This window comes from Laspinema olomoucense D3b (assembly GCF_025370785.1).
Classification (GTDB): Bacteria; Cyanobacteriota; Cyanobacteriia; order Cyanobacteriales; family Laspinemataceae; genus Laspinema; species Laspinema olomoucense.
In genome coordinates this window covers 107,677-126,353 of record NZ_JAMXFA010000012.1, presented here as the reverse complement: position 1 = coordinate 126,353, position 18,677 = coordinate 107,677, and the positions used below count along the sequence as shown (strand labels likewise).

The 18,677-nt window shown below is 47.4% G+C and carries 11 protein-coding genes and 1 CRISPR repeat array (1 of these 12 running past the window's edge); of the genes, 5 read left to right on the top strand and 6 right to left on the bottom strand.

Annotated features, from left to right (window positions below):
* Positions 1-4,566: direct repeats of the CRISPR family, unit length 37 nt; unit sequence GTCCCAATGACCTCTAATCCCTTTCAGGGATTGAAAC (it extends 1,204 nt beyond the left edge of the window).
* A gap of 94 nt (positions 4,567-4,660) precedes the next feature.
* The 3 genes from NG792_RS11150 to NG792_RS11140 form a co-directional block, all read right to left on the bottom strand.
* Positions 4,661-5,203, bottom strand: a complete 543-nt coding sequence (locus NG792_RS11150) for a DUF2231 domain-containing protein (RefSeq protein ID WP_261198227.1) — start codon at positions 5,201-5,203, stop codon at positions 4,661-4,663.
* Between the two features lie 168 nt (positions 5,204-5,371).
* Entirely contained in the window at positions 5,372-6,868 is a 1,497-nt protein-coding gene (locus NG792_RS11145; RefSeq protein ID WP_261235482.1) for a carotenoid oxygenase family protein, read from the bottom strand.
* A gap of 257 nt (positions 6,869-7,125) precedes the next feature.
* Entirely contained in the window at positions 7,126-8,562 is a 1,437-nt protein-coding gene (locus tag NG792_RS11140) for a folate/biopterin family MFS transporter (protein WP_261235481.1), read from the bottom strand.
* 175 nt (positions 8,563-8,737) lie between these two features.
* Here NG792_RS11140 and NG792_RS11135 point away from each other — a divergent pair, with 175 nt between their 5' ends.
* Positions 8,738-9,571 carry a DNA/RNA non-specific endonuclease gene (locus NG792_RS11135; protein WP_261198223.1) on the top strand — a complete coding sequence of 278 codons (834 nt, stop codon included), beginning with the start codon at positions 8,738-8,740 and terminating at the stop codon, positions 9,569-9,571.
* 68 nt (positions 9,572-9,639) lie between these two features.
* On the opposite strand, the gene NG792_RS11130 is transcribed toward NG792_RS11135, so the two are convergent.
* Both NG792_RS11130 and NG792_RS11125 read right to left on the bottom strand, forming a co-directional pair.
* Positions 9,640-10,029, bottom strand: a complete 390-nt coding sequence (locus NG792_RS11130) for a nuclease A inhibitor family protein (RefSeq protein ID WP_261198222.1) — start codon at positions 10,027-10,029, stop codon at positions 9,640-9,642.
* Between the two features lie 245 nt (positions 10,030-10,274).
* Positions 10,275-11,885, bottom strand: coding sequence for an Hsp70 family protein (locus NG792_RS11125; RefSeq protein WP_261235480.1), 1,611 nt, complete (start codon positions 11,883-11,885; stop codon positions 10,275-10,277).
* Positions 11,886-12,509: 624 nt separating this feature from the next.
* Between NG792_RS11125 and NG792_RS11120 the strand changes: the two genes are divergently transcribed.
* Positions 12,510-14,327 carry a glycoside hydrolase family 10-like protein gene (locus NG792_RS11120; protein WP_261198220.1) on the top strand — a complete coding sequence of 606 codons (1,818 nt, stop codon included), beginning with the start codon at positions 12,510-12,512 and terminating at the stop codon, positions 14,325-14,327.
* A gap of 285 nt (positions 14,328-14,612) precedes the next feature.
* Positions 14,613-15,005 carry a hypothetical protein gene (locus NG792_RS11115; RefSeq protein WP_261198219.1) on the top strand — a complete coding sequence of 131 codons (393 nt, stop codon included), beginning with the start codon at positions 14,613-14,615 and terminating at the stop codon, positions 15,003-15,005.
* Between the two features lie 124 nt (positions 15,006-15,129).
* On the opposite strand, the gene NG792_RS11110 is transcribed toward NG792_RS11115, so the two are convergent.
* Complete coding sequence (locus NG792_RS11110) at positions 15,130-16,098, bottom strand: S1C family serine protease (RefSeq protein WP_261198218.1); 969 nt, start codon at positions 16,096-16,098, stop codon at positions 15,130-15,132.
* Positions 16,099-16,371: 273 nt separating this feature from the next.
* Between NG792_RS11110 and NG792_RS11105 the strand changes: the two genes are divergently transcribed.
* Both NG792_RS11105 and NG792_RS11100 read left to right on the top strand, forming a co-directional pair.
* Positions 16,372-17,976 (top strand): PQQ-like beta-propeller repeat protein, encoded by a 1,605-nt coding sequence (locus tag NG792_RS11105; protein WP_261198217.1) that lies wholly within the window; start codon positions 16,372-16,374, stop codon positions 17,974-17,976.
* Between the two features lie 167 nt (positions 17,977-18,143).
* On the top strand, positions 18,144-18,617 hold the full coding sequence (locus tag NG792_RS11100; protein WP_261198216.1) for a TspO/MBR family protein: 474 nt from the start codon (positions 18,144-18,146) through the stop codon (positions 18,615-18,617).
* Positions 18,618-18,677: the final 60 nt, after the last annotated feature.

Sequence of the window (18,677 nt, the reverse complement as noted above, 5' to 3'; positions counted from 1 at the left end):
CCAGGGTGAGGGCGATCCTCCAGATATCCCGGGTCCCAATGACCTCTAATCCCTTTCAGGGATTGAAACACGGAGTAACCTAACTCTCGGGCCCGCACTTTAGCGTCCCAATGACCTCTAATCCCTTTCAGGGATTGAAACCGAATCCGTTTCACCTGATGCCGTTGCAGCAAGGGTCCCAATGACCTCTAATCCCTTTCAGGGATTGAAACTGCTGAACTTCAGGCGATCGTCACTGAAGCTAAGTCCCAATGACCTCTAATCCCTTTCAGGGATTGAAACCTTTCGGGCGTGGGGATTAACTGGATTTTTTGTCGTGTCCCAATGACCTCTAATCCCTTTCAGGGATTGAAACAATCGATCGCACTCCTTTGGAATGTCCCTCAAAGTCCCAATGACCTCTAATCCCTTTCAGGGATTGAAACTACAGCGCAGGCGATATAGCCATTTTCGTTGTGGAGTCCCAATGACCTCTAATCCCTTTCAGGGATTGAAACTCCATTCCAGCCCGTTTGCCCTCAAGCAGTAAATGTCCCAATGACCTCTAATCCCTTTCAGGGATTGAAACCCCCCGCTTCCCATAGGAGTTCGCAACAATTGCCAGCGTCCCAATGACCTCTAATCCCTTTCAGGGATTGAAACTGAAACGGTTGCTAGGCAATGGTTCCAGAACGCGTCCCAATGACCTCTAATCCCTTTCAGGGATTGAAACGGAAATTGACCGCAGACTTGGGGGAATAATATTCGGTCCCAATGACCTCTAATCCCTTTCAGGGATTGAAACGACGAAACGCAGTTCAAATGGCGAAAATTAAAAGGTCCCAATGACCTCTAATCCCTTTCAGGGATTGAAACTCAGCGCACACCATTCACCACCCATCCACCACCCGTCCCAATGACCTCTAATCCCTTTCAGGGATTGAAACGGAAAATCCCCACGAGAAAGGTCGGGAACTTCGGGTCCCAATGACCTCTAATCCCTTTCAGGGATTGAAACAAAATAACTCATTAATACGCCCCGGTAATTATTAGTCCCAATGACCTCTAATCCCTTTCAGGGATTGAAACGCTCTATCGCCATCAAACGAGAGGGAAAAGTGTCCCAATGACCTCTAATCCCTTTCAGGGATTGAAACATGAGATTGTTGATAGATGTCTGAAGCGTCGCAAAAGTCCCAATGACCTCTAATCCCTTTCAGGGATTGAAACATCGTTGGTCCATCGCTGACAATCTCCCTCTTTGGTCCCAATGACCTCTAATCCCTTTCAGGGATTGAAACACCGTCCCAGCAACGACTACGGCAACCAATTTAAGTCCCAATGACCTCTAATCCCTTTCAGGGATTGAAACTACGCATCAATCCGGAGGCTGGGTGAATCTAGCTGTCCCAATGACCTCTAATCCCTTTCAGGGATTGAAACGCAATGAGCTTCACGCAGCAGCAGGAATTTTACGTCCCAATGACCTCTAATCCCTTTCAGGGATTGAAACAAAAGATTTAATGAGATTGATTCCAGGCACTTCCGTCCCAATGACCTCTAATCCCTTTCAGGGATTGAAACTCAATTTTGGCTTTTCTCCTCCCCCAGTTGATATAGTCCCAATGACCTCTAATCCCTTTCAGGGATTGAAACCGAACACCGTCCATCTTTCCTATGGCGTGCCAGCAACAGTCCCAATGACCTCTAATCCCTTTCAGGGATTGAAACGGAAATTACTAACTTACTGCAAGCTTTAACGGCTGGATTTAGGTCCCAATGACCTCTAATCCCTTTCAGGGATTGAAACCTAGCTTATTGATCGCCCGCCAAACCCATTGCTCGTCCCAATGACCTCTAATCCCTTTCAGGGATTGAAACTCTGGGCATATCTCACGCTTAAGCCAATTAAAATCAAAAAGTCCCAATGACCTCTAATCCCTTTCAGGGATTGAAACAAGGTCAAGGCTGAAGAGGATCGGAAGGCTGCGATCGCTGGTCCCAATGACCTCTAATCCCTTTCAGGGATTGAAACAGTCTGGTAAATAGTAAAGAGCCGATAGCTACTCGTCCCAATGACCTCTAATCCCTTTCAGGGATTGAAACGCCAACCCGGAGGCGATCGCATTCGCCAAAGCAGTGTCCCAATGACCTCTAATCCCTTTCAGGGATTGAAACCACTGTTTGCTCCTGTTAGTGTAGTGGGGCATTGTCCCAATGACCTCTAATCCCTTTCAGGGATTGAAACCCACCACAACTGTTGAGATGCCACATTCGGGAGGTCCCAATGACCTCTAATCCCTTTCAGGGATTGAAACCATTATCAAGACTTACCCTGCTGATGCCATTTCGTCCCAATGACCTCTAATCCCTTTCAGGGATTGAAACCTTTGTATGCCGCGAATGCCTGCCTCATCGCATCAGGTCCCAATGACCTCTAATCCCTTTCAGGGATTGAAACCCGATGGTTAATGGGAAGGTGGCAGTTGAGATTGATGGGTCCCAATGACCTCTAATCCCTTTCAGGGATTGAAACGAAGAGATTGATTCAGTCACCGCCATCAATGGAGTCCCAATGACCTCTAATCCCTTTCAGGGATTGAAACGAATATCGGCTAACAGTAGCAGGGAAGGATATCACTGGTCCCAATGACCTCTAATCCCTTTCAGGGATTGAAACATAAAATTCTGTAGAGTAGAGGGGATAGAGCAACAATGGGTCCCAATGACCTCTAATCCCTTTCAGGGATTGAAACCTAATCGAATAATCGAATCAGCCAAGGCTTTTTCGTCCCAATGACCTCTAATCCCTTTCAGGGATTGAAACAGTTTAGAGCGGGCTAATATGCCGTCCGGGGCTGTCCCAATGACCTCTAATCCCTTTCAGGGATTGAAACCAGTTTTCAGTGAGAGATCGCCTCTCCTCTAACGTCCCAATGACCTCTAATCCCTTTCAGGGATTGAAACCAGTGCTTTGTGATGAGGGCGAAACTTCGGTGAATCCCGGGTCCCAATGACCTCTAATCCCTTTCAGGGATTGAAACTTGAGATAACTTCTACTCAATATACAGGGGTTCTTCCGTCCCAATGACCTCTAATCCCTTTCAGGGATTGAAACCCGGTCTGAGGCCGCGTCAACCTGCCACTCCTTCGCGTCCCAATGACCTCTAATCCCTTTCAGGGATTGAAACCTAACTCTAGGATCATTTTGATGCCTTACCAAAAGTCCCAATGACCTCTAATCCCTTTCAGGGATTGAAACGCACCTGCCGGGACCGGATTACAGGGGGTTGCCAAGTCCCAATGACCTCTAATCCCTTTCAGGGATTGAAACCCTGAATGGAAAAAGAGCCGGGTTGAGAATTGGGTCCCAATGACCTCTAATCCTTTTCAGGGATTGAAACTGAGGCACAGAATCTTTCTAAGGAACAAATAACCGTCCCAATGACCTCTAATCCCTTTCAGGGATTGAAACCAATCACTCGAAAATATTTAGTATTGGGCGCAGTTTCTGTCCCAATGACCTCTAATCCCTTTCAGGGATTGAAACGCTTCAACGTGCGCCAAAGCCGCATACACCTGGGTCCCAATGACCTCTAATCCCTTTCAGGGATTGAAACTCTTCATTTATGGGAAATGAAGAGACGTGAATTCGTCCCAATGACCTCTAATCCCTTTCAGGGATTGAAACGTAAAATGATTATCAATGGTGAGACAGAGATATAGTCCCAATGACCTCTAATCCCTTTCAGGGATTGAAACCCACACACTCAGCATTTTGCAGGCGTATAGAATGTCCCAATGACCTCTAATCCCTTTCAGGGATTGAAACCATACTTCCCTCGTCGTCCCTTAATCTCGAATGCAACTAAGGGAAAGTCCCAATGACCTCTAATCCCTTTCAGGGATTGAAACAACTTATGCCTATTTTCCCACCCGGACAATCTTGTCCCAATGACCTCTAATCCCTTTCAGGGATTGAAACTTATAACCAAAGACTAAACAACCCTTTGGCTATCCTGTGTCCCAATGACCTCTAATCCCTTTCAGGGATTGAAACATGATTAGGTTACCTCTTCTGAGTGAATAACTGGGTCCCAATGACCTCTAATCCCTTTCAGGGATTGAAACTGATTAACTGAAGGCTCCATAACGATATGTCTAAGTCCCAATGACCTCTAATCCCTTTCAGGGATTGAAACCAAAACTTGAAGGAAACGATTCTTCTAAGTCTGCGATCGCGCGTCCCAATGACCTCTAATCCCTTTCAGGGATTGAAACCAAGTTTTAGAGCGCCCCAGGCAGGCGGTAGTCCCCGAAGCATTGTCCCAATGACCTCTAATTCCTTTCAGGGATTGAAACTTGATTCCCAAAAGAGGGGGCAATGTCAATCCATGCAGGTCCCAATGACCTCTAATCCCTTTCAGGGATTGAAACGAAATTACTGAAGGAATACAAGATATACCTTTAGAGGAGTCCCAATGACCTCTAATCCCTTTCAGGGATTGAAACATGAATTGCCTGGATTGCACCGCCGCCCTGCTACGGGGGTCCCAATGACCTCTAATCCCTGAAAGGGATTGAAACGAGCTTGATGACATGAAAACACCGGACCGATCGCCTCCAAATCCCTCTTTTGAGAGTGCGATCGCCCCGGTGCTATTTCTCACATTTCCCTGAATTAGGGTAAATTCTCGGGACCTGCTCCAATTACGCCTATTTTATGACGGAATGTGAGTTCGCCTCCAAACCAGCCGGTTACTCCCAATAAAGTGGCGATGACCACGGAAAGAAGCAATCCCCAAGGTAAAATCGGTGCGGCAGGGTCGCCTAGTCGCGTCCACATATTGATAATACTCAGCAGCAGTACGCCGATATTTCCTATCATGTGAATCCATCCAGCGCTGCGAGCCCGGACTCGTTTGACTTTTACGAAGTCAAACATTCCAGTCAAACCAGCGGCGAATCCACTAATGATACCTCCGACAATCAGCCAGAATGACGCTTTGGCCCAAAATAAATCCGTTGTGCCCAAATACACCACATCGCTGATGAGTGCGGCAATCAGTAACCCGATCGGCATGGTGACAATCACGGGGTGGATCGGATGACCGGCGATCGCCAGTTTACTCGTCACCCCAGAATCCAGATACTCTTCGTCTTTGGTTTCAATGACCGGGGGAATATTCGGATAAGGGGATATTCTTCTTTCGCTTGTTTCCATAATCTTTTGTGTTAACAGCAAATTTTTAACAAATAAGGAGCGAATACTTGAGGCGATGCTAAGCTCACCTGTATCCGCTCCTTATTAAGCTGCCTTAGTTGTAAGTCCTCTTCCCCTCCTCCTAAATCCACCTACCGGCAGATTTAATCCCGTTCCCGGGGAATAAATTTACCCCTGTGGACCAAACCATTCCCTGGTAAAACTGCCATGCAACCCATACGGGACGTGATGTTTGAGGTGCAAGCGGGCGATCGGCCCTGGGGTCAAATCTTCCGCATCTAAGATCACGACGTCGGACCGATGGTGGGCGGCATCGTACACCAACAGTAGCAACCAGCCTTGATCTTCGCGGGTTCCTCCAGGACGCGGAACGAACACAGGTTCCCCAGTAAATCCACGAGGGGCGGCACTCCAAATCTGTTGGGTTTGCGTTTCCAGGTCCAGCTTTAACACCGCCTGCAAGGGGGCATTTCCCTGGGGTGCATGGGCCGCACCGATATACAAGTAGCGATAGGGACGGCCTACTCGTTCCGGATGCAGGGAAGGAAACTCACAGCAGCGGGTTTCTATCACCTGATGCTGCACGGTTTCGCTTTCTAAATTCACTTGAAATCGCCACAACTGACCCGCCGGAACTGTATCAAAGTCCACCTCGCGAAAATCTCCATCGGGGTCAACTGAGGGGAAGGATTCATAACAGATGGAATCAATAAAAATTTCCCCATTTTCTTCCCAGGCATTAGCATGATGGAAAACAAAACAAGGTTCAGTATCAATGATTTTGACCTCTGATTTCCCATCCCGAGGAATTAAAATAATTTTTGTTTTTTCATGAGGATTAAAGTCAATACATTGACCAGCACCGCGCCATCCCAATAAAAAAGGGAAGGGATTAAACCGAACGGGATTTTGAAAAAAGATACAGTAGTTGGGGGTGATTACCATGTCATGGAGGAAGGCAAACCCTGGAATGCTGTGGGAATGTTGTCGCACCACTTCCCCGGTGGGGTTGAGTTCATAAATGGTGATAGTGCTAGAAGGTCCGGGTTTAACGGCAAAGTTGACGAGGCAAGGTGCACCGCCATCCCGTTGAGAATGGGGGTCAATGCGGGGATGAGCCGCAAAGGCATCTCCGGGTTGTAAAGTGCCTTGAATCGAGTCTAATCCTAGGGTTTTTAGGGTATGAGGGTCGAGGCGATGGGGTTGGGCGGCTTCCCATAAAGCCAGGAGTTTGTTTCCCCAATAAATGATGTTTGTATTGGCAATATTTTTAATGTTGACGTTGAAAATATTGGCTAACCATCCCCCGGGTTTTTGAGTACCGAAAACGCCGCGATAGAGAATTTTACCGGCTTTTTTTTCGGCGAGGTAGCCTTCGGTTTGGACGAAGCGGTTACTAAAGTGGGCGCGACTTTGGTTGATAGCAATTTTACAAATCATGCCATCGCCATCAAAGGGATGATGAATGCGATCGCCATTAATATCCAGGAGTCCGGGACCGTTTTTAAAGAAAGTACCTTGTAGTTCCGGAGGGATTTCTCCTTCGATGTCGTCAATCCAGTAGTCAAATTCCCTAGGTTGGGATTCGTAGCCTTTTTGCCAGTCTTGGTGAGTATAGGATTTGGGGGAAGAAATGTTTTGGGTTTGACGGTTTTGGAGTTGCATGAATTTGAGAGAGTGTAAGGTTAAATGGGGGTAGATTAATGTTAGTTGGGACGATTGGTTGGAATGTTGGTATTGCGAATTATAGCGGTTTTCTAGCTAATAGACTCCGAACGATCCCCCTAAATCCCCCTTGGAAAGGGGGACTTTGACCCTTATAGCGTACCTCAATAGCTTGAGAACCGCTAGAATCCAGAAATGACAGAAATTCGGGAGGTTGAAATTAAGAGGACATTGGCTAATTTTTGGGGTTTGAGGGATTAAGCCGAGGGTTCAAATTCGGGGACTTGTTCAGGTTGTAAAGTTTCGATCGCCCCTGCATGATCCGGACTTAATCTGGGCATATCTTCATACTGCTGATTCTCTTGCGATGAGGGAGATGAATTGTTCCCGCCATCACTATCCGGTAGCCATTTAATGAACATTAAGGGTAACAGGGTGGTGAGATTGGTAATCACCACTAATAGCCAGAGTTGGTCAAAGTTGGTTTCTGTCACTCCCAACAGATGCATCAGCAATGCACCTTCTTCGTATGACAGCAGTCCCGCTAGGTTGGTGACGGACATTAAAAGTGCGAACAAGGTCGCTTCCACTCCTGGGGGGCAAAGTCTGGCAGCGAGGACCAGGACTGGCATATAGGCGATTTGTCCCATGACGGTGAGAATCAAGCTATCGCCGATGCTAAACCAATGGTCATCAATGCCGATCGCCCGGTTGGTATGGGTCACCAGTAACAAGGTTGTCATCCCTAACACCGCAGAGAGCAGGGTGGACCACCGGAAGATTGTGCGAAAGGGAATGGTTTTAAAAAAGCGTTGGAACAGCCAAATCCCAATCAGGGATGCCAGACTGGTCACCAGTCGCACTTTCCCTAAAAATTCGGGTTGAAATCCCAATTCGTTGGTAGTGAAGTAAAAGAAGGCGGAATCACTTGAGGGAGTTGCCTGCCAGATAAACAAGAAGGCAGTGGGTAACCAAATTGCTTTTTGGGCGATCGCACCTTTGAGTTGAATCCCTTGTTCTTTGACTTGCGCCAACCCAATTGCATCCTCTCCCACTCGTTCCTCAGCAATCAACCAGGCGACTGCGCAGACAATGGGAGGAAAGGTTGCAGTCATTAAAAATACAGTTTGGGTGCTGAAATGTTCCAGGAGGGAACCGCTTAAATAAGCAGTAATCAATCCTCCGATCGCCGAGGAACCCCAGCACAAGGATTGCAGCGACCCAGCATTACTTAAAGACTCGTTTCTGGCTCGTTCAACGACGAGGGAATCTACAATCACGTCGCTGACGGCAACAGACAGGGAACTGAGTAACATAAAGGCTGTCGCTTGCCATCCACTGTTGACAATGGTTGCCATGCCAATCCAGGCGACTGCACCCAATATCCCCGACAGAATGAGATAGGGCCGTCTGCGATACCCCAAAATGGGCAACCCATCGGACATAAACCCAAAGAGGGGTTTGACAATCCAGGGTAATGCGGCAATCCCCATTAAGGCTGAAACTTCGGCAGGACCTAGCCCGAGTTCGTCTTTGAGGAAGAAACTAACGGCTAAGCGCGCTAACCCCAGGATGCCTTGGACAAAGTAAACTACCAAAATAGCAACCAGTTCAGGGGTAGGCTCGTTTCCGAATAAGAGTTTCTCTTTTATTAAAGTTTTGATTTTGGCTCCATTCGTCGGGGAAGTTAACATGGGGCTTATTTTCTTAACATTTCTCAATAATTTATAGCATAACTTTATTTTGCCGGGGTGACTACTTCTGGGGAGGGAGGTAACCACGGATTTCACAGATTTTCACGGAGGTATGGGGGGGATATGAAGGGGGAGGGACGTAAAATGGGTGGAGATCTGTTTTGGGTTTGATGGGATGTCTAAGCGAAATTCCGGATTTAGGCAGGTTTTTTTGGGGGCGATCGCCTGTGGTTTGGCTGTCATTTTAGCCGGTTGTCCTGTGTTGTGGGGACCCCCGACGGGTGTGGAAAGCCATCTGCTATTGGGGAATCCGAGTAATGCTACTGGGGACCCAGGGAATGCGGATAATTATTTGATGGAAAAGCCGCAGTATGTGTTGTCCTATAATCGCAGTCTGGGGACAGCAAATTGGGTGAGTTGGCAGTTGAATTCATCCTGGTTGGGCACGGTGGACCGCCAAGATGATTTTAGACCCGATGAATCGTTGCCGGAGGGGTTTTATGCGGTGAGGGCGACGGATTATCGGGGGAGTGGATATGATCGCGGGCATCTGGTTCCTTCGGGCGATCGCACTGCCTCCGTTGAGGACAATTCTTCTACATTTGTGATGACAAATATGATTCCCCAATCTGCGGCGAATAATCGGGGAGTGTGGAACGAATTGGAACAATATTCCCGGCAGTTGGTGGAAGAAGGTAAGGAGTTGTATATTATTGCCGGACCCGAAGGACAAATTAAGGCGATCGCCAATGGTCGAGTCACAGTGCCGCGCTATACTTGGAAAATTATTGTCGTTCTCGATCGCCCAGGGAGTGGATTGAGGGACATTACAGCAGATACCCGGGCGATCGCCGTCCGAATGCCCAATACGGAACGAGTAGCGAATACAGCATGGCGGGATTATCGAGTCTCTATCGATGTATTGGAAGCTGCCACAGGATATGATTTCTTATCTAATCTGCCGGGAGGGATTCAAGAGGCGATCGAGAGTCGAGTAGACAATCTCTAATGATCAGAACAGGACAAAGCACAAACCCCAAAGGACAAAGCACAAACCCCTGCCTTGTCCTGATGGGGTTATGTTTCTACAACCGTTGTCTTGAGTCCTACAGTTTTATCTTCAACAGTTCCTAAAACATAAACATCAATTTCAACCTCTCCGCAGCGATAAACCCTTAAGTCATTCAATTGCTCATTCAGGAAATTAAATAACTCTTGATAACGGATTCTGGTTGCTCGTTCTTCTTCATTGTGCCATGATTGTTCCCGGAGTGCGGGGGCAAAGAAACGCTCGATACTCACGGTTTCAACGGCAGTATCTGAGGGTAAATTACTCTGTTCTAGGAGTTTTCCTGGGGTGATATTTGGGCAATTATATGAGACAACTTCCCAGGGATAATCGGCTTCACTCATCCAGAGTAAATCTTGGGTTAATTTTGTCAATTGTTCGATGATGGATTGGGTCATATTTGGGTTGTTTTTAAGGGGATTTATTGAACTTAAATGGGGGGTTTCCTTAAGAGGGACCCCACCCTAACCCTCCCCTTGCAAAGGGGAGGGGACCGGAGGTGTACTTAGATGTGAGATGAATCACCATACCCTAACCCTCCCCTTGCAAAGGGGAGGGGACCGGAGGTGTACTTAGATGTGAGATGAATCACCATGAGCGTAAAAACTTATTTTGGTAAGGGAAAGGAAATTAGGGCATCTTTTTAATTATCCGGTTCCCCCTCATCAATTAAGACAAAACCGGGAAACATTTTGGCGATCGCATTGCCTAGCTCGTATTCAATTCGTTTTTCTCCCGCCATATCTTCAATCACTAAATAGGCAATTTGAGACCGATCCACTCGCATCCCCACCCGCCATGAATCCGATGATTCATAACTGGGAAGTTTGACCATATCCGGTAGAGATTCTTTCAATTTTATTCCCTTGGATTGAGGGTCAACCCAGAGAGTTAAACTCAGGGGGGTATCATTTTGAAAGGTCACTAAGGGGGGAATATCGGCAAACTGGGGTTTTGCTAATTCATCTAAACCTGAACCCCCTTTAATAATGGGAATATATCGCTGTTCTCGTTCCGCTTGAGTATTAATGGTATCTACAACAATCCCCAAAGTATGAACGTATTTTTCCGTTGGTTCTACGAGTTGATTAGCGATTAAACAAGCGCCGTAAGAGATGGCATAAGCACTATTAGTGATATTAAAGGTTTGGTCAAGACGGGGGTCAGTTTCATCGATGGCTAAAGCATCGGAAATGGCGCGTTGTACCAGGAGAAATTGGGAGAATCCGCCGACTAAAAAGAGGCGGTCAATTTCTAGGTCCTGTTGCTGTAGCCAAGTTTTTAAGCGGTTCATCACCCGATGAATTCCGGCATTAATGGGGGTAAAGGCTTCTAGGACTTCGGCGAAGGTGACGCTGTAGCCGCCAGCAAAGATATATAAATCGCGATCGCCATAAATATCCGGTTCCTTTAAACAGTTAATTAGTTTTCGCGTGCCTCGGCCATGAGAGCCAATTTTGACCGTTTCAAATTCTCGGAGTAAGCGCAAGAATTCCGGGTCTGTTTCATCTAAAGGGTGACCTTGTTTGCGCTGGTAGGCGAGTTGGACACAGTGGCGATCGAAGGCAACTCCGGCCGAATCTAACCCGCGATCGCCTTCTCCATCAAAATAAAGCACCTCCACCTTTTTATCCCCATAAATCCGGCACAGACTCACATCAAAAGTCCCGCCTCCCATATCGCAAACCAGCAAATTACCACTAAACGGAGCAACCCCCTCTTGTCGAGCGCGGCGTTGGATTTCCCAAGCATAATAAGCCGCTGCTGCCACAGGTTCACTCACCAGATGAATCAGGGGTAATCCTAACTCTTTAATTAAAGTTTGGAGCGATTCGCGGCCCCGGTTATAAATATCTCGTTGCCAAATTTCTGGAACCGAAACCACCAACGCATTCACCGCCCCTTGTTGGTTGATGAAACTATAGGGATTCTCCTCAGAAATCAGCAATTCCCGCAGGTAATCTGCCGTCACTGTACTCGGCGTCCGATTCCCGGCAAAATACTCGGAAAAATCAGCCAACGGCAACCGCATTTTAAAATTGCCATAACTTTCTACCTCCGGATGATTCGCTGCCGTGGTGCGTGCCGCCATGCCAATTTCCACAAATCCCTCATCGTAGGCGATAAACGAAGGGACATATTTATGACCGTCTGGCCCCCCATATTGGAAAGCATCCAGTTCTCCAGTCGGACCCATGTAGGAGACGATCGAGTTAGTAGTGCCGAAATCGAGTCCGATATTGTAGCCTGTCATGATTCCTAAAGCGTTAGGGGTGATAGTCCAATCTCGCTGAGCGCTCCCGGGTCACTCTTCCATCAATGGGACTAGAAAGCCGGTTTCTGGCCCTCCTGGGGTGCAAATGGCCACAGCGTTTGTGAAGAACCCCGGTTTCTCACCGCTGTGCCGACCCCATAGAATAGTTTATTTTAAATGGCGACAACGCCTGCTGACTTCCTGGGGTGAGCTTCTGTACTCAAGGACTCGATTGGCGAATCCCTGGGGATGCCTCTTCCCAAACCCCACCGGACGGGGAGAGAACTGACCCAATCTTTAAGATTAACCTTAAAATGTAGCAGCGAGGACTTATGAAATCTTTAATATTAAAACCTAAATATAACTCTTGCAAAATAGTGGTTTTATCCGCCTTTCCTGCTTCCTTAAAAGCCCCCCTTAACAAGGGGGGTTGGGGGGAACACTCCTTTTTTTTGCAAACGGTGTAATGTATTTCATAACGGTGGGAACTGCTATAAAGAGGGTGAATCCCGAAATCGGGTCTAAAGTGGTGTCTAATAGTGGCAGGACTATCGTTGAAGGGGAATCCCCCGTGGCATTTAGTCCCCACTCTCTCTGTTTTGGACTGTTCAGGACTTTCTACCTATGTTTAAATTCCAGTATTGGCGATTTCTGCGGGTGTTCCTACTGAGTCTGTCTCTAATTCCCTTGGCAACGCTACCGACAAGGGCGCAATCTTCTTTTACGGATGTGCAAGGACATTGGGCAGAATCTTGCATTGAAAATCTGAAAACTCGGCGGATTATTAATGGGTATGAGGACCGGACGTTTCGACCGAATGCGCCAGTGACGCGGGCAGAATTTGCCACCATGTTGGATGTGGCTTTTCCCACTGCGACAGCGGGACGGGATGCGGTTACTTTTATGGATGTTCCTAGCAGTTATTGGGCAACTCCGGCGATTCGTAGTGCTTATCAACGAGGATTCTTATCTGGATATCCCGGAAATCGATTTAATCCGACGCAAAATATCCCTCGGGTTCAGGCATGGGTGAGTTTGGTGAGTGGATTGAATTATGCTCCACAAGGAGAACCCCAGAAGTTGTTATCTGAGATGTTTGATGATGCGGGACAAATTCCGAGTTATGCGCGTAATGCGATCGCTGCAGCAACGGAAAAACGCTTGATTGTTAATTATCCTAATCTCCGCCGTTTAAATAGCGATCGCCCTGCCACTCGGGCAGATGTCTCGGCTTTCCTCTGTCAAGCCCTAATGGGACGCACTTCTCCTCTGCCCTCGGACTATGTTGCCCTGGCGCCTATTCCTATCCCCAATTCAGAAATTAGAGGGGTGTGGTTAACCAATATTGATAGCGATGTTCTCTTTTCTACCAGTAATCTGGAGCGGGGGATGAAACGACTGGCTGACCTTAATTTTAATACGGTTTATCCCACGGTTTGGAATTGGGGATATACCTTATATCCCAGTCAAGTTGCGCAACGGGTGACGGGGAAATCTATGCAGTTAGTGCCGCCCATTGATCGCAATCATAACCCCAATTTGGGACAAGGACGGGATATGCTCAAGGAGGCGATCGCCGAAGGAAAAAAAAATGGATTGCGGGTGATTCCTTGGTTTGAATTTGGCTTTATGGCCCCGGCAGATTCTGAATTAGCCCGTCGTCATCCCCACTGGCTTACTCAACATAGCGATGGCACAGAAGTCACGATGGAAGGAGAACATCCTCGGGTTTGGTTGAATCCCTTTCACCCCGAAGTCCAGCAATTTATCCTGGATTTACTCCTAGAAATTGTTACAAATTATGAGGTAGATGGCATCCAACTGGATGACCATTTAGGATTACCTTCGGAATATGGCTATGATGATTATACTGTTAGTCTCTACAAACAAGAACATAACGGCAATTCTCCGCCGCTAGACCCCAAAGACCCGGCTTGGTTACGCTGGCGGGCGGATAAAATTACGGCTTTTAAGCAGCGGATGTTCCGAGAAATTAAAGCGCGCAATCCCAAGGCGATCGTCAGTTTATCTCCCAATCCCCAAGAGTATTCCTATCAATACTATTTAGCAGACTGGGCCACCTGGGAACAAAAGGGATTAGTGGAAGAAATCGTATTGCAACTTTATCGCAATGATATTAATGTGTTTATTCAGGAGTTAGACCGGCCTGAAGTGCAAGCGGCCCGACGTAATATTCCCGTAGGAATTGGGATTCTGAGTGGGTTACGGGGTCGCCCTATTCCAATGAAGCAAATTCAAGAACAGGTAGAAGTGGTTCGGGAAAAAGGATTTGCTGGGGTTTCTTTCTTTTTCTATGAAAGTATGTGGAGGTGGTCCGATGAAACGCCCACTCAACGGGAACGGGGGTTCGGGGAATTGTTTCCGAATCGGGCCGATCGCCCCAGTGTGATTGATAACGAGAATTGGCCATCTAACCCCTAATCGGTTTGCCCTAAAGTCAACATTTGTTGATAATTTCCCCCAATTTTCCAAAGGGCGATCGCCATGCCTTAGATCCTCAAACCCGGGTTTTTGTCCTATCTAACCTACACTGTCCAGGCTTTCTGCCTGGGGGACGGACTGAAGCGAAAACTTGGCTGATCAACCCCTTGGAACTTTTCCGACCCCCTGGGGGTCAATCCCCGAGAAAAGATAGATCCCAATTTGGCTAAATGCCGAAGAGGGATTATTTTGTAATAATTCGTCGATCCTTTTTCCTTAAAATACATGAAAAATTCAGGCAAAATTCAGGCCATTTTATTGGGTATCGGACTGGTCCTCACCTCGGGTTTCAGCTTCCCGCAAGCAGCATCGGCACAAAGACCCCTGGAAGCTTTGACCGAACGCATGATCACCTACCAAGGTGTAGTCTATCCGGTGATTCGCTCTTTACCCGTGATTCTCGATCGCACTGGGGGTGTCGCCGCTCGGGGAAATATTATCACCACCGACAGCAGTTCCGATGGCCGTTATGAATTAGTCGAGTTAATTGGCGATATGAGTTCGCCGAGTATTTTCTCTTATACTGGACGCACCGCCTTCCGCCAAGCCCGCGTGAAAGATACCGTCACCGGAGACACAATGGAAGCTTTAGTTCCCCTGATGGTCCGCTATTTCTAAAATACTGTTCTTGGCAGGGGAAAACCCCTGTGCCTATCTCCTCACCTTAAAAAATGAACCATAAAACCTCAGCACAATGCTGGGGTTTTGTGCGTTGAACCGAAATTATCCCGGGAGTCACCCTTTAAAAATTCACGAGCACATTTGCCACTCGCCGTCCGCGACTGATGGTGAACACTGCTGAATTCGGGCGGGTATTTAAAAACGCCATCAGTTGCTCGATCCGCCGTAAACGAGTGCCATTCACCCCTAACAAGCGATCGCCAGTACGCAACCCTATTTGCGCGGCAGGAGAACCCCGTTCCACAGACTGAATCACTAATCCTGCATTCACCTCCACCCCTAATCGAGGCGGGGGAGAAGTTGACTCAGAGGGCGATGGGGAGGGCGATGGCGTCCTAGAAGTCCCTTGGGCCACGGTCCGCGAGCGATTTGTGGCGATAAAATCCTGGGCAACTGTAGCACTGGTAGCAAAGCCAATCCCAATATTACCCCCACGACCCGGGCTTAAAATTGCCTTATTGACCCCAATGAGTTCGCCATTGGAATTGAGCAAAGGACCGCCGGAATTACCGGGATTGATGGCGGCATCGGTTTGTAAATCCCCGTTATCAGAAATTCGGCTGAGAATTCCGGTTGTAAAGGTTCCAGAGAGTCCAAAGGGACTGCCGATCGCATAAACCCGTTGACCGACCTGGATCCCATCTCGACTCGCTATCGGTAACGCAGGCAAGGGATCGCTGGTTCTGAGTCGGACTAAGGCTAAATCATTGCGGCGATCGGTGGCAATCACATCCCCGGTGTAAGTCTGTCCCGTACTGGTGAGCACCTCCACTCTGCCATTACGCGCCGAACTCACCACGTGATCGTTGGTTAAAACGAGGCCATCAGCACTGATAATACTTCCAGACCCAGCACCTCTGCCCACACGGATGGTCACTACTGAAGGACTCGCCTGCTGGTAGACATTGATGCTGGTTTGTTCATCCGCACTAAAGGCGGTGGCAACGGTGGAGAAAGGAAGACTCACCAAACTCGACGTGGCGATCGCCCCAGCGGTGAGAATACTCAATAATAACCTCTGTGGTTTCATGCCTTTAACTGCTCTCGCGGTATAGACTCAAAATATTAACTCAAAATATAGAATTTGTAGACGTTGCTAGATCCGAGTTGTTCCATCTCCTCAGTGCGATCGCCTCGGAGTTTCAGGTATTATTAAGATTGCCTTTGGCAATTTTCATTACAATTTACTGACCTAGACCGTGAGATCGTCGTTAGATGAGTCAGGGTCACAGTCCCACTCCTGGCTCATGGGCCCGTTCCCTGGCGAGCAGTCCAATCGTTTTAAATTTTAGCCTTTTTAGCCATGACTTTAAACCGGCGAACCTTTAACAAAAACGCGCTGCTCTTTTTAATGGGTTCTTCACTGCCGCCCATTCTACAAGGATGTCGCACCAACAACATCCCGACTGCACCTCCGAGGAATCTGTTACCCACAGTTACCGAAACAGTCAATCAGGCGATCGCCAAACTCTCCCCAGACACCGAATTATTAATCCCAACCTTTCTCGGCAACGACTACCGGAGATTTTATGGCAGAGGAATTCCCCAAGGATTAAATCTCCTCGATAAATTTGCCCTAGGAACCGGCAGAACCCGCGTCGGCACATCCTGGCGAACCTGGAGTGGTGCTGGATGGACGGGACAACCCACCCTCACCCGAGACCAAGGCAAAGTTTATCTCACTATTGGCGCTTATGATCACAGTTTAAGAAAAATTGATATTGCAACCAACGAAGTCTTATGGCGCTATCAGTTTGATGATGTCCTTAAAGGGAGTTCCAGTCTTTATATCGATGAAAAAGCCCCGGAAGAAAATCGCATCGTCATCCTCCAAGGGAGTCGATTAGGCATTCAAAATTCCTCTGCTTCTCCCGGTCCTCTTCCCAGCTTTCGGGCCATTTCCTTTAGAACGGGCAAAGAACTCTGGAAACTGGATATTAGACAAACCGCTAGTTATAGCCGGGATAACGACAGCAGTGCCTTAGATTTAGGCAATGGTATCTTATTCAATGCCGGAGAAAATGGCATCGGGTATTTTCTGAATAGTGCCACCGCTGCCGCTACCCTCAAATCTGGCATTCTTCAACCGGAAATTTTAGGCGAAGTTCAACTCTACGAAGCCCAGGATAGTCGCCGCCAAGGAGGCAATCTCGTCACTGAATCTTCCCCCGCCCGACTCGGAAATCACATCTTTGTAGCCTCCGGTTCCGGTCATATTTATGGCATCAACTTAGAGACAAAAAAAATTGTCTGGGATTTCTTTACCGGGTCTGATATTGATGGTAGCGTCGCGATTTCTAAAGAAAATAAACTTTTTTGTGCCATTGAACGGCAATATATTCCCGGCAAAGGGGGAGTTTTTAAACTGGACCCAAACCAACCGGAAGAAAATGCGGTTCAGTGGTTTTTTCCCACAGGAAATCGCAACTTTAGCGGATGGGAAGGGGGAATTGTTGGGTCCGTTTCCCTCAATGATGAATATAATCCTAATGGAGATTTTCCGGCTTTATTTGCTACCAGTGCGATCGATGGTTACCTCTATATCGGGTCTCAAACTCAAATCACGGGTCAAAAAGTTAAAGGACCTTGGCTAGAAAAAGACTATGAAACGCCTGTGATTTTATTTAAAACAAATATTGGAGGTTCGATTTCTACGCCCATTTTCACCGAAGGGAATAAACTGATTGCAGCGGGATATAATGGAGTATATTTGTTTGAATTACATTTTGAAGAATCCCCGGGCCAACAGGTAAATGCAGTCCCGAATCAACGGGGAGAATTTTATGAGGTTAATGTAAAACAATCGGGACATTTTTTACCGGGGATTTCGTTTGAAGCTACCCCCATTGTCTGGGATGGAATTGTGAGAATTTGCGCCCGAGATGGCTGGATGTATTCGCTTGGATAATTATATTATTGTGTTATAAATAACCCCTGAAATTGTTACGACAAACTTAAGAAAACGACAGCCAGTCGTGAGGTTGAACAGGGAGAACAAAGGGAGGGGTTATTCAGAAATGAAAATTCAAGATATACTGAAGGGGAAAACATGGGATGGTATGGAGGTGGCAAGTTATGATTAAGTCTTGGATGGCGATCGCGGCGATCGGCGTTTTAGTAGCGGGTGTGGGGAGTGCATTGACGGGGGCTGATATTCGCTGGTTTAAGCGATTGCAGCGTCCGCGATGGTTAACCTTTGAATGGGCTATTCCCATCATTTGGACTGTCATTTTTATCTGTGGTGGTTGGTCCGCTTATTTGGTTTGGGAAGCCGACCCGGGAAGTCAACTGACCTGGGTTTTAATGGGGTTTTATTTAGTCTTAGAAATTATCACGATTTCTTATACCCCAGTGATGTGTAAATTGCGAAGTCTCACCGTAGGTACAATTATTGGCGCGACGGGAGGATTACTGAGTTATTTGTTAGGATTAAGTGTTTGGCCGGTTTCCATTTGGGCAGTGGTTTTATTAATTCCTTATATGATTTGGAGTCCGATTGGTACTTATACCACTTGGGCAATGGTTCAGCTCAATCCAGAAGACCGCTAATAAAACAACAGAAAAGAGTCAGGTGCGTAAGCAGGCGTCACGCACCCAGTTTGGTAATTT

What these genes read in the sequence shown, in the direction of transcription:
- NG792_RS11115 (WP_261198219.1), top strand. Translation starts at nt 14,613, where the DNA reads ATGAAAAATTCAGGCAAAATTCAGGCCATTTTATTGGGTATCGGACTG.
- NG792_RS11105 (WP_261198217.1), top strand. Translation starts at nt 16,372, where the DNA reads ATGACTTTAAACCGGCGAACCTTTAACAAAAACGCGCTGCTCTTTTTA.
- NG792_RS11125 (WP_261235480.1), bottom strand. Translation starts at nt 11,885, where the DNA reads ATGACAGGCTACAATATCGGACTCGATTTCGGCACTACTAACTCGATC.
- NG792_RS11135 (WP_261198223.1), top strand. Translation starts at nt 8,738, where the DNA reads ATGTCTAAGCGAAATTCCGGATTTAGGCAGGTTTTTTTGGGGGCGATC.
- NG792_RS11130 (WP_261198222.1), bottom strand. Translation starts at nt 10,029, where the DNA reads ATGACCCAATCCATCATCGAACAATTGACAAAATTAACCCAAGATTTA.
- NG792_RS11145 (WP_261235482.1), bottom strand. Translation starts at nt 6,868, where the DNA reads ATGCAACTCCAAAACCGTCAAACCCAAAACATTTCTTCCCCCAAATCC.
- NG792_RS11100 (WP_261198216.1), top strand. Translation starts at nt 18,144, where the DNA reads ATGATTAAGTCTTGGATGGCGATCGCGGCGATCGGCGTTTTAGTAGCG.
- NG792_RS11140 (WP_261235481.1), bottom strand. Translation starts at nt 8,562, where the DNA reads ATGTTAACTTCCCCGACGAATGGAGCCAAAATCAAAACTTTAATAAAA.
- NG792_RS11110 (WP_261198218.1), bottom strand. Translation starts at nt 16,098, where the DNA reads ATGAAACCACAGAGGTTATTATTGAGTATTCTCACCGCTGGGGCGATC.
- NG792_RS11150 (WP_261198227.1), bottom strand. Translation starts at nt 5,203, where the DNA reads ATGGAAACAAGCGAAAGAAGAATATCCCCTTATCCGAATATTCCCCCG.
- NG792_RS11120 (WP_261198220.1), top strand. Translation starts at nt 12,510, where the DNA reads ATGTTTAAATTCCAGTATTGGCGATTTCTGCGGGTGTTCCTACTGAGT.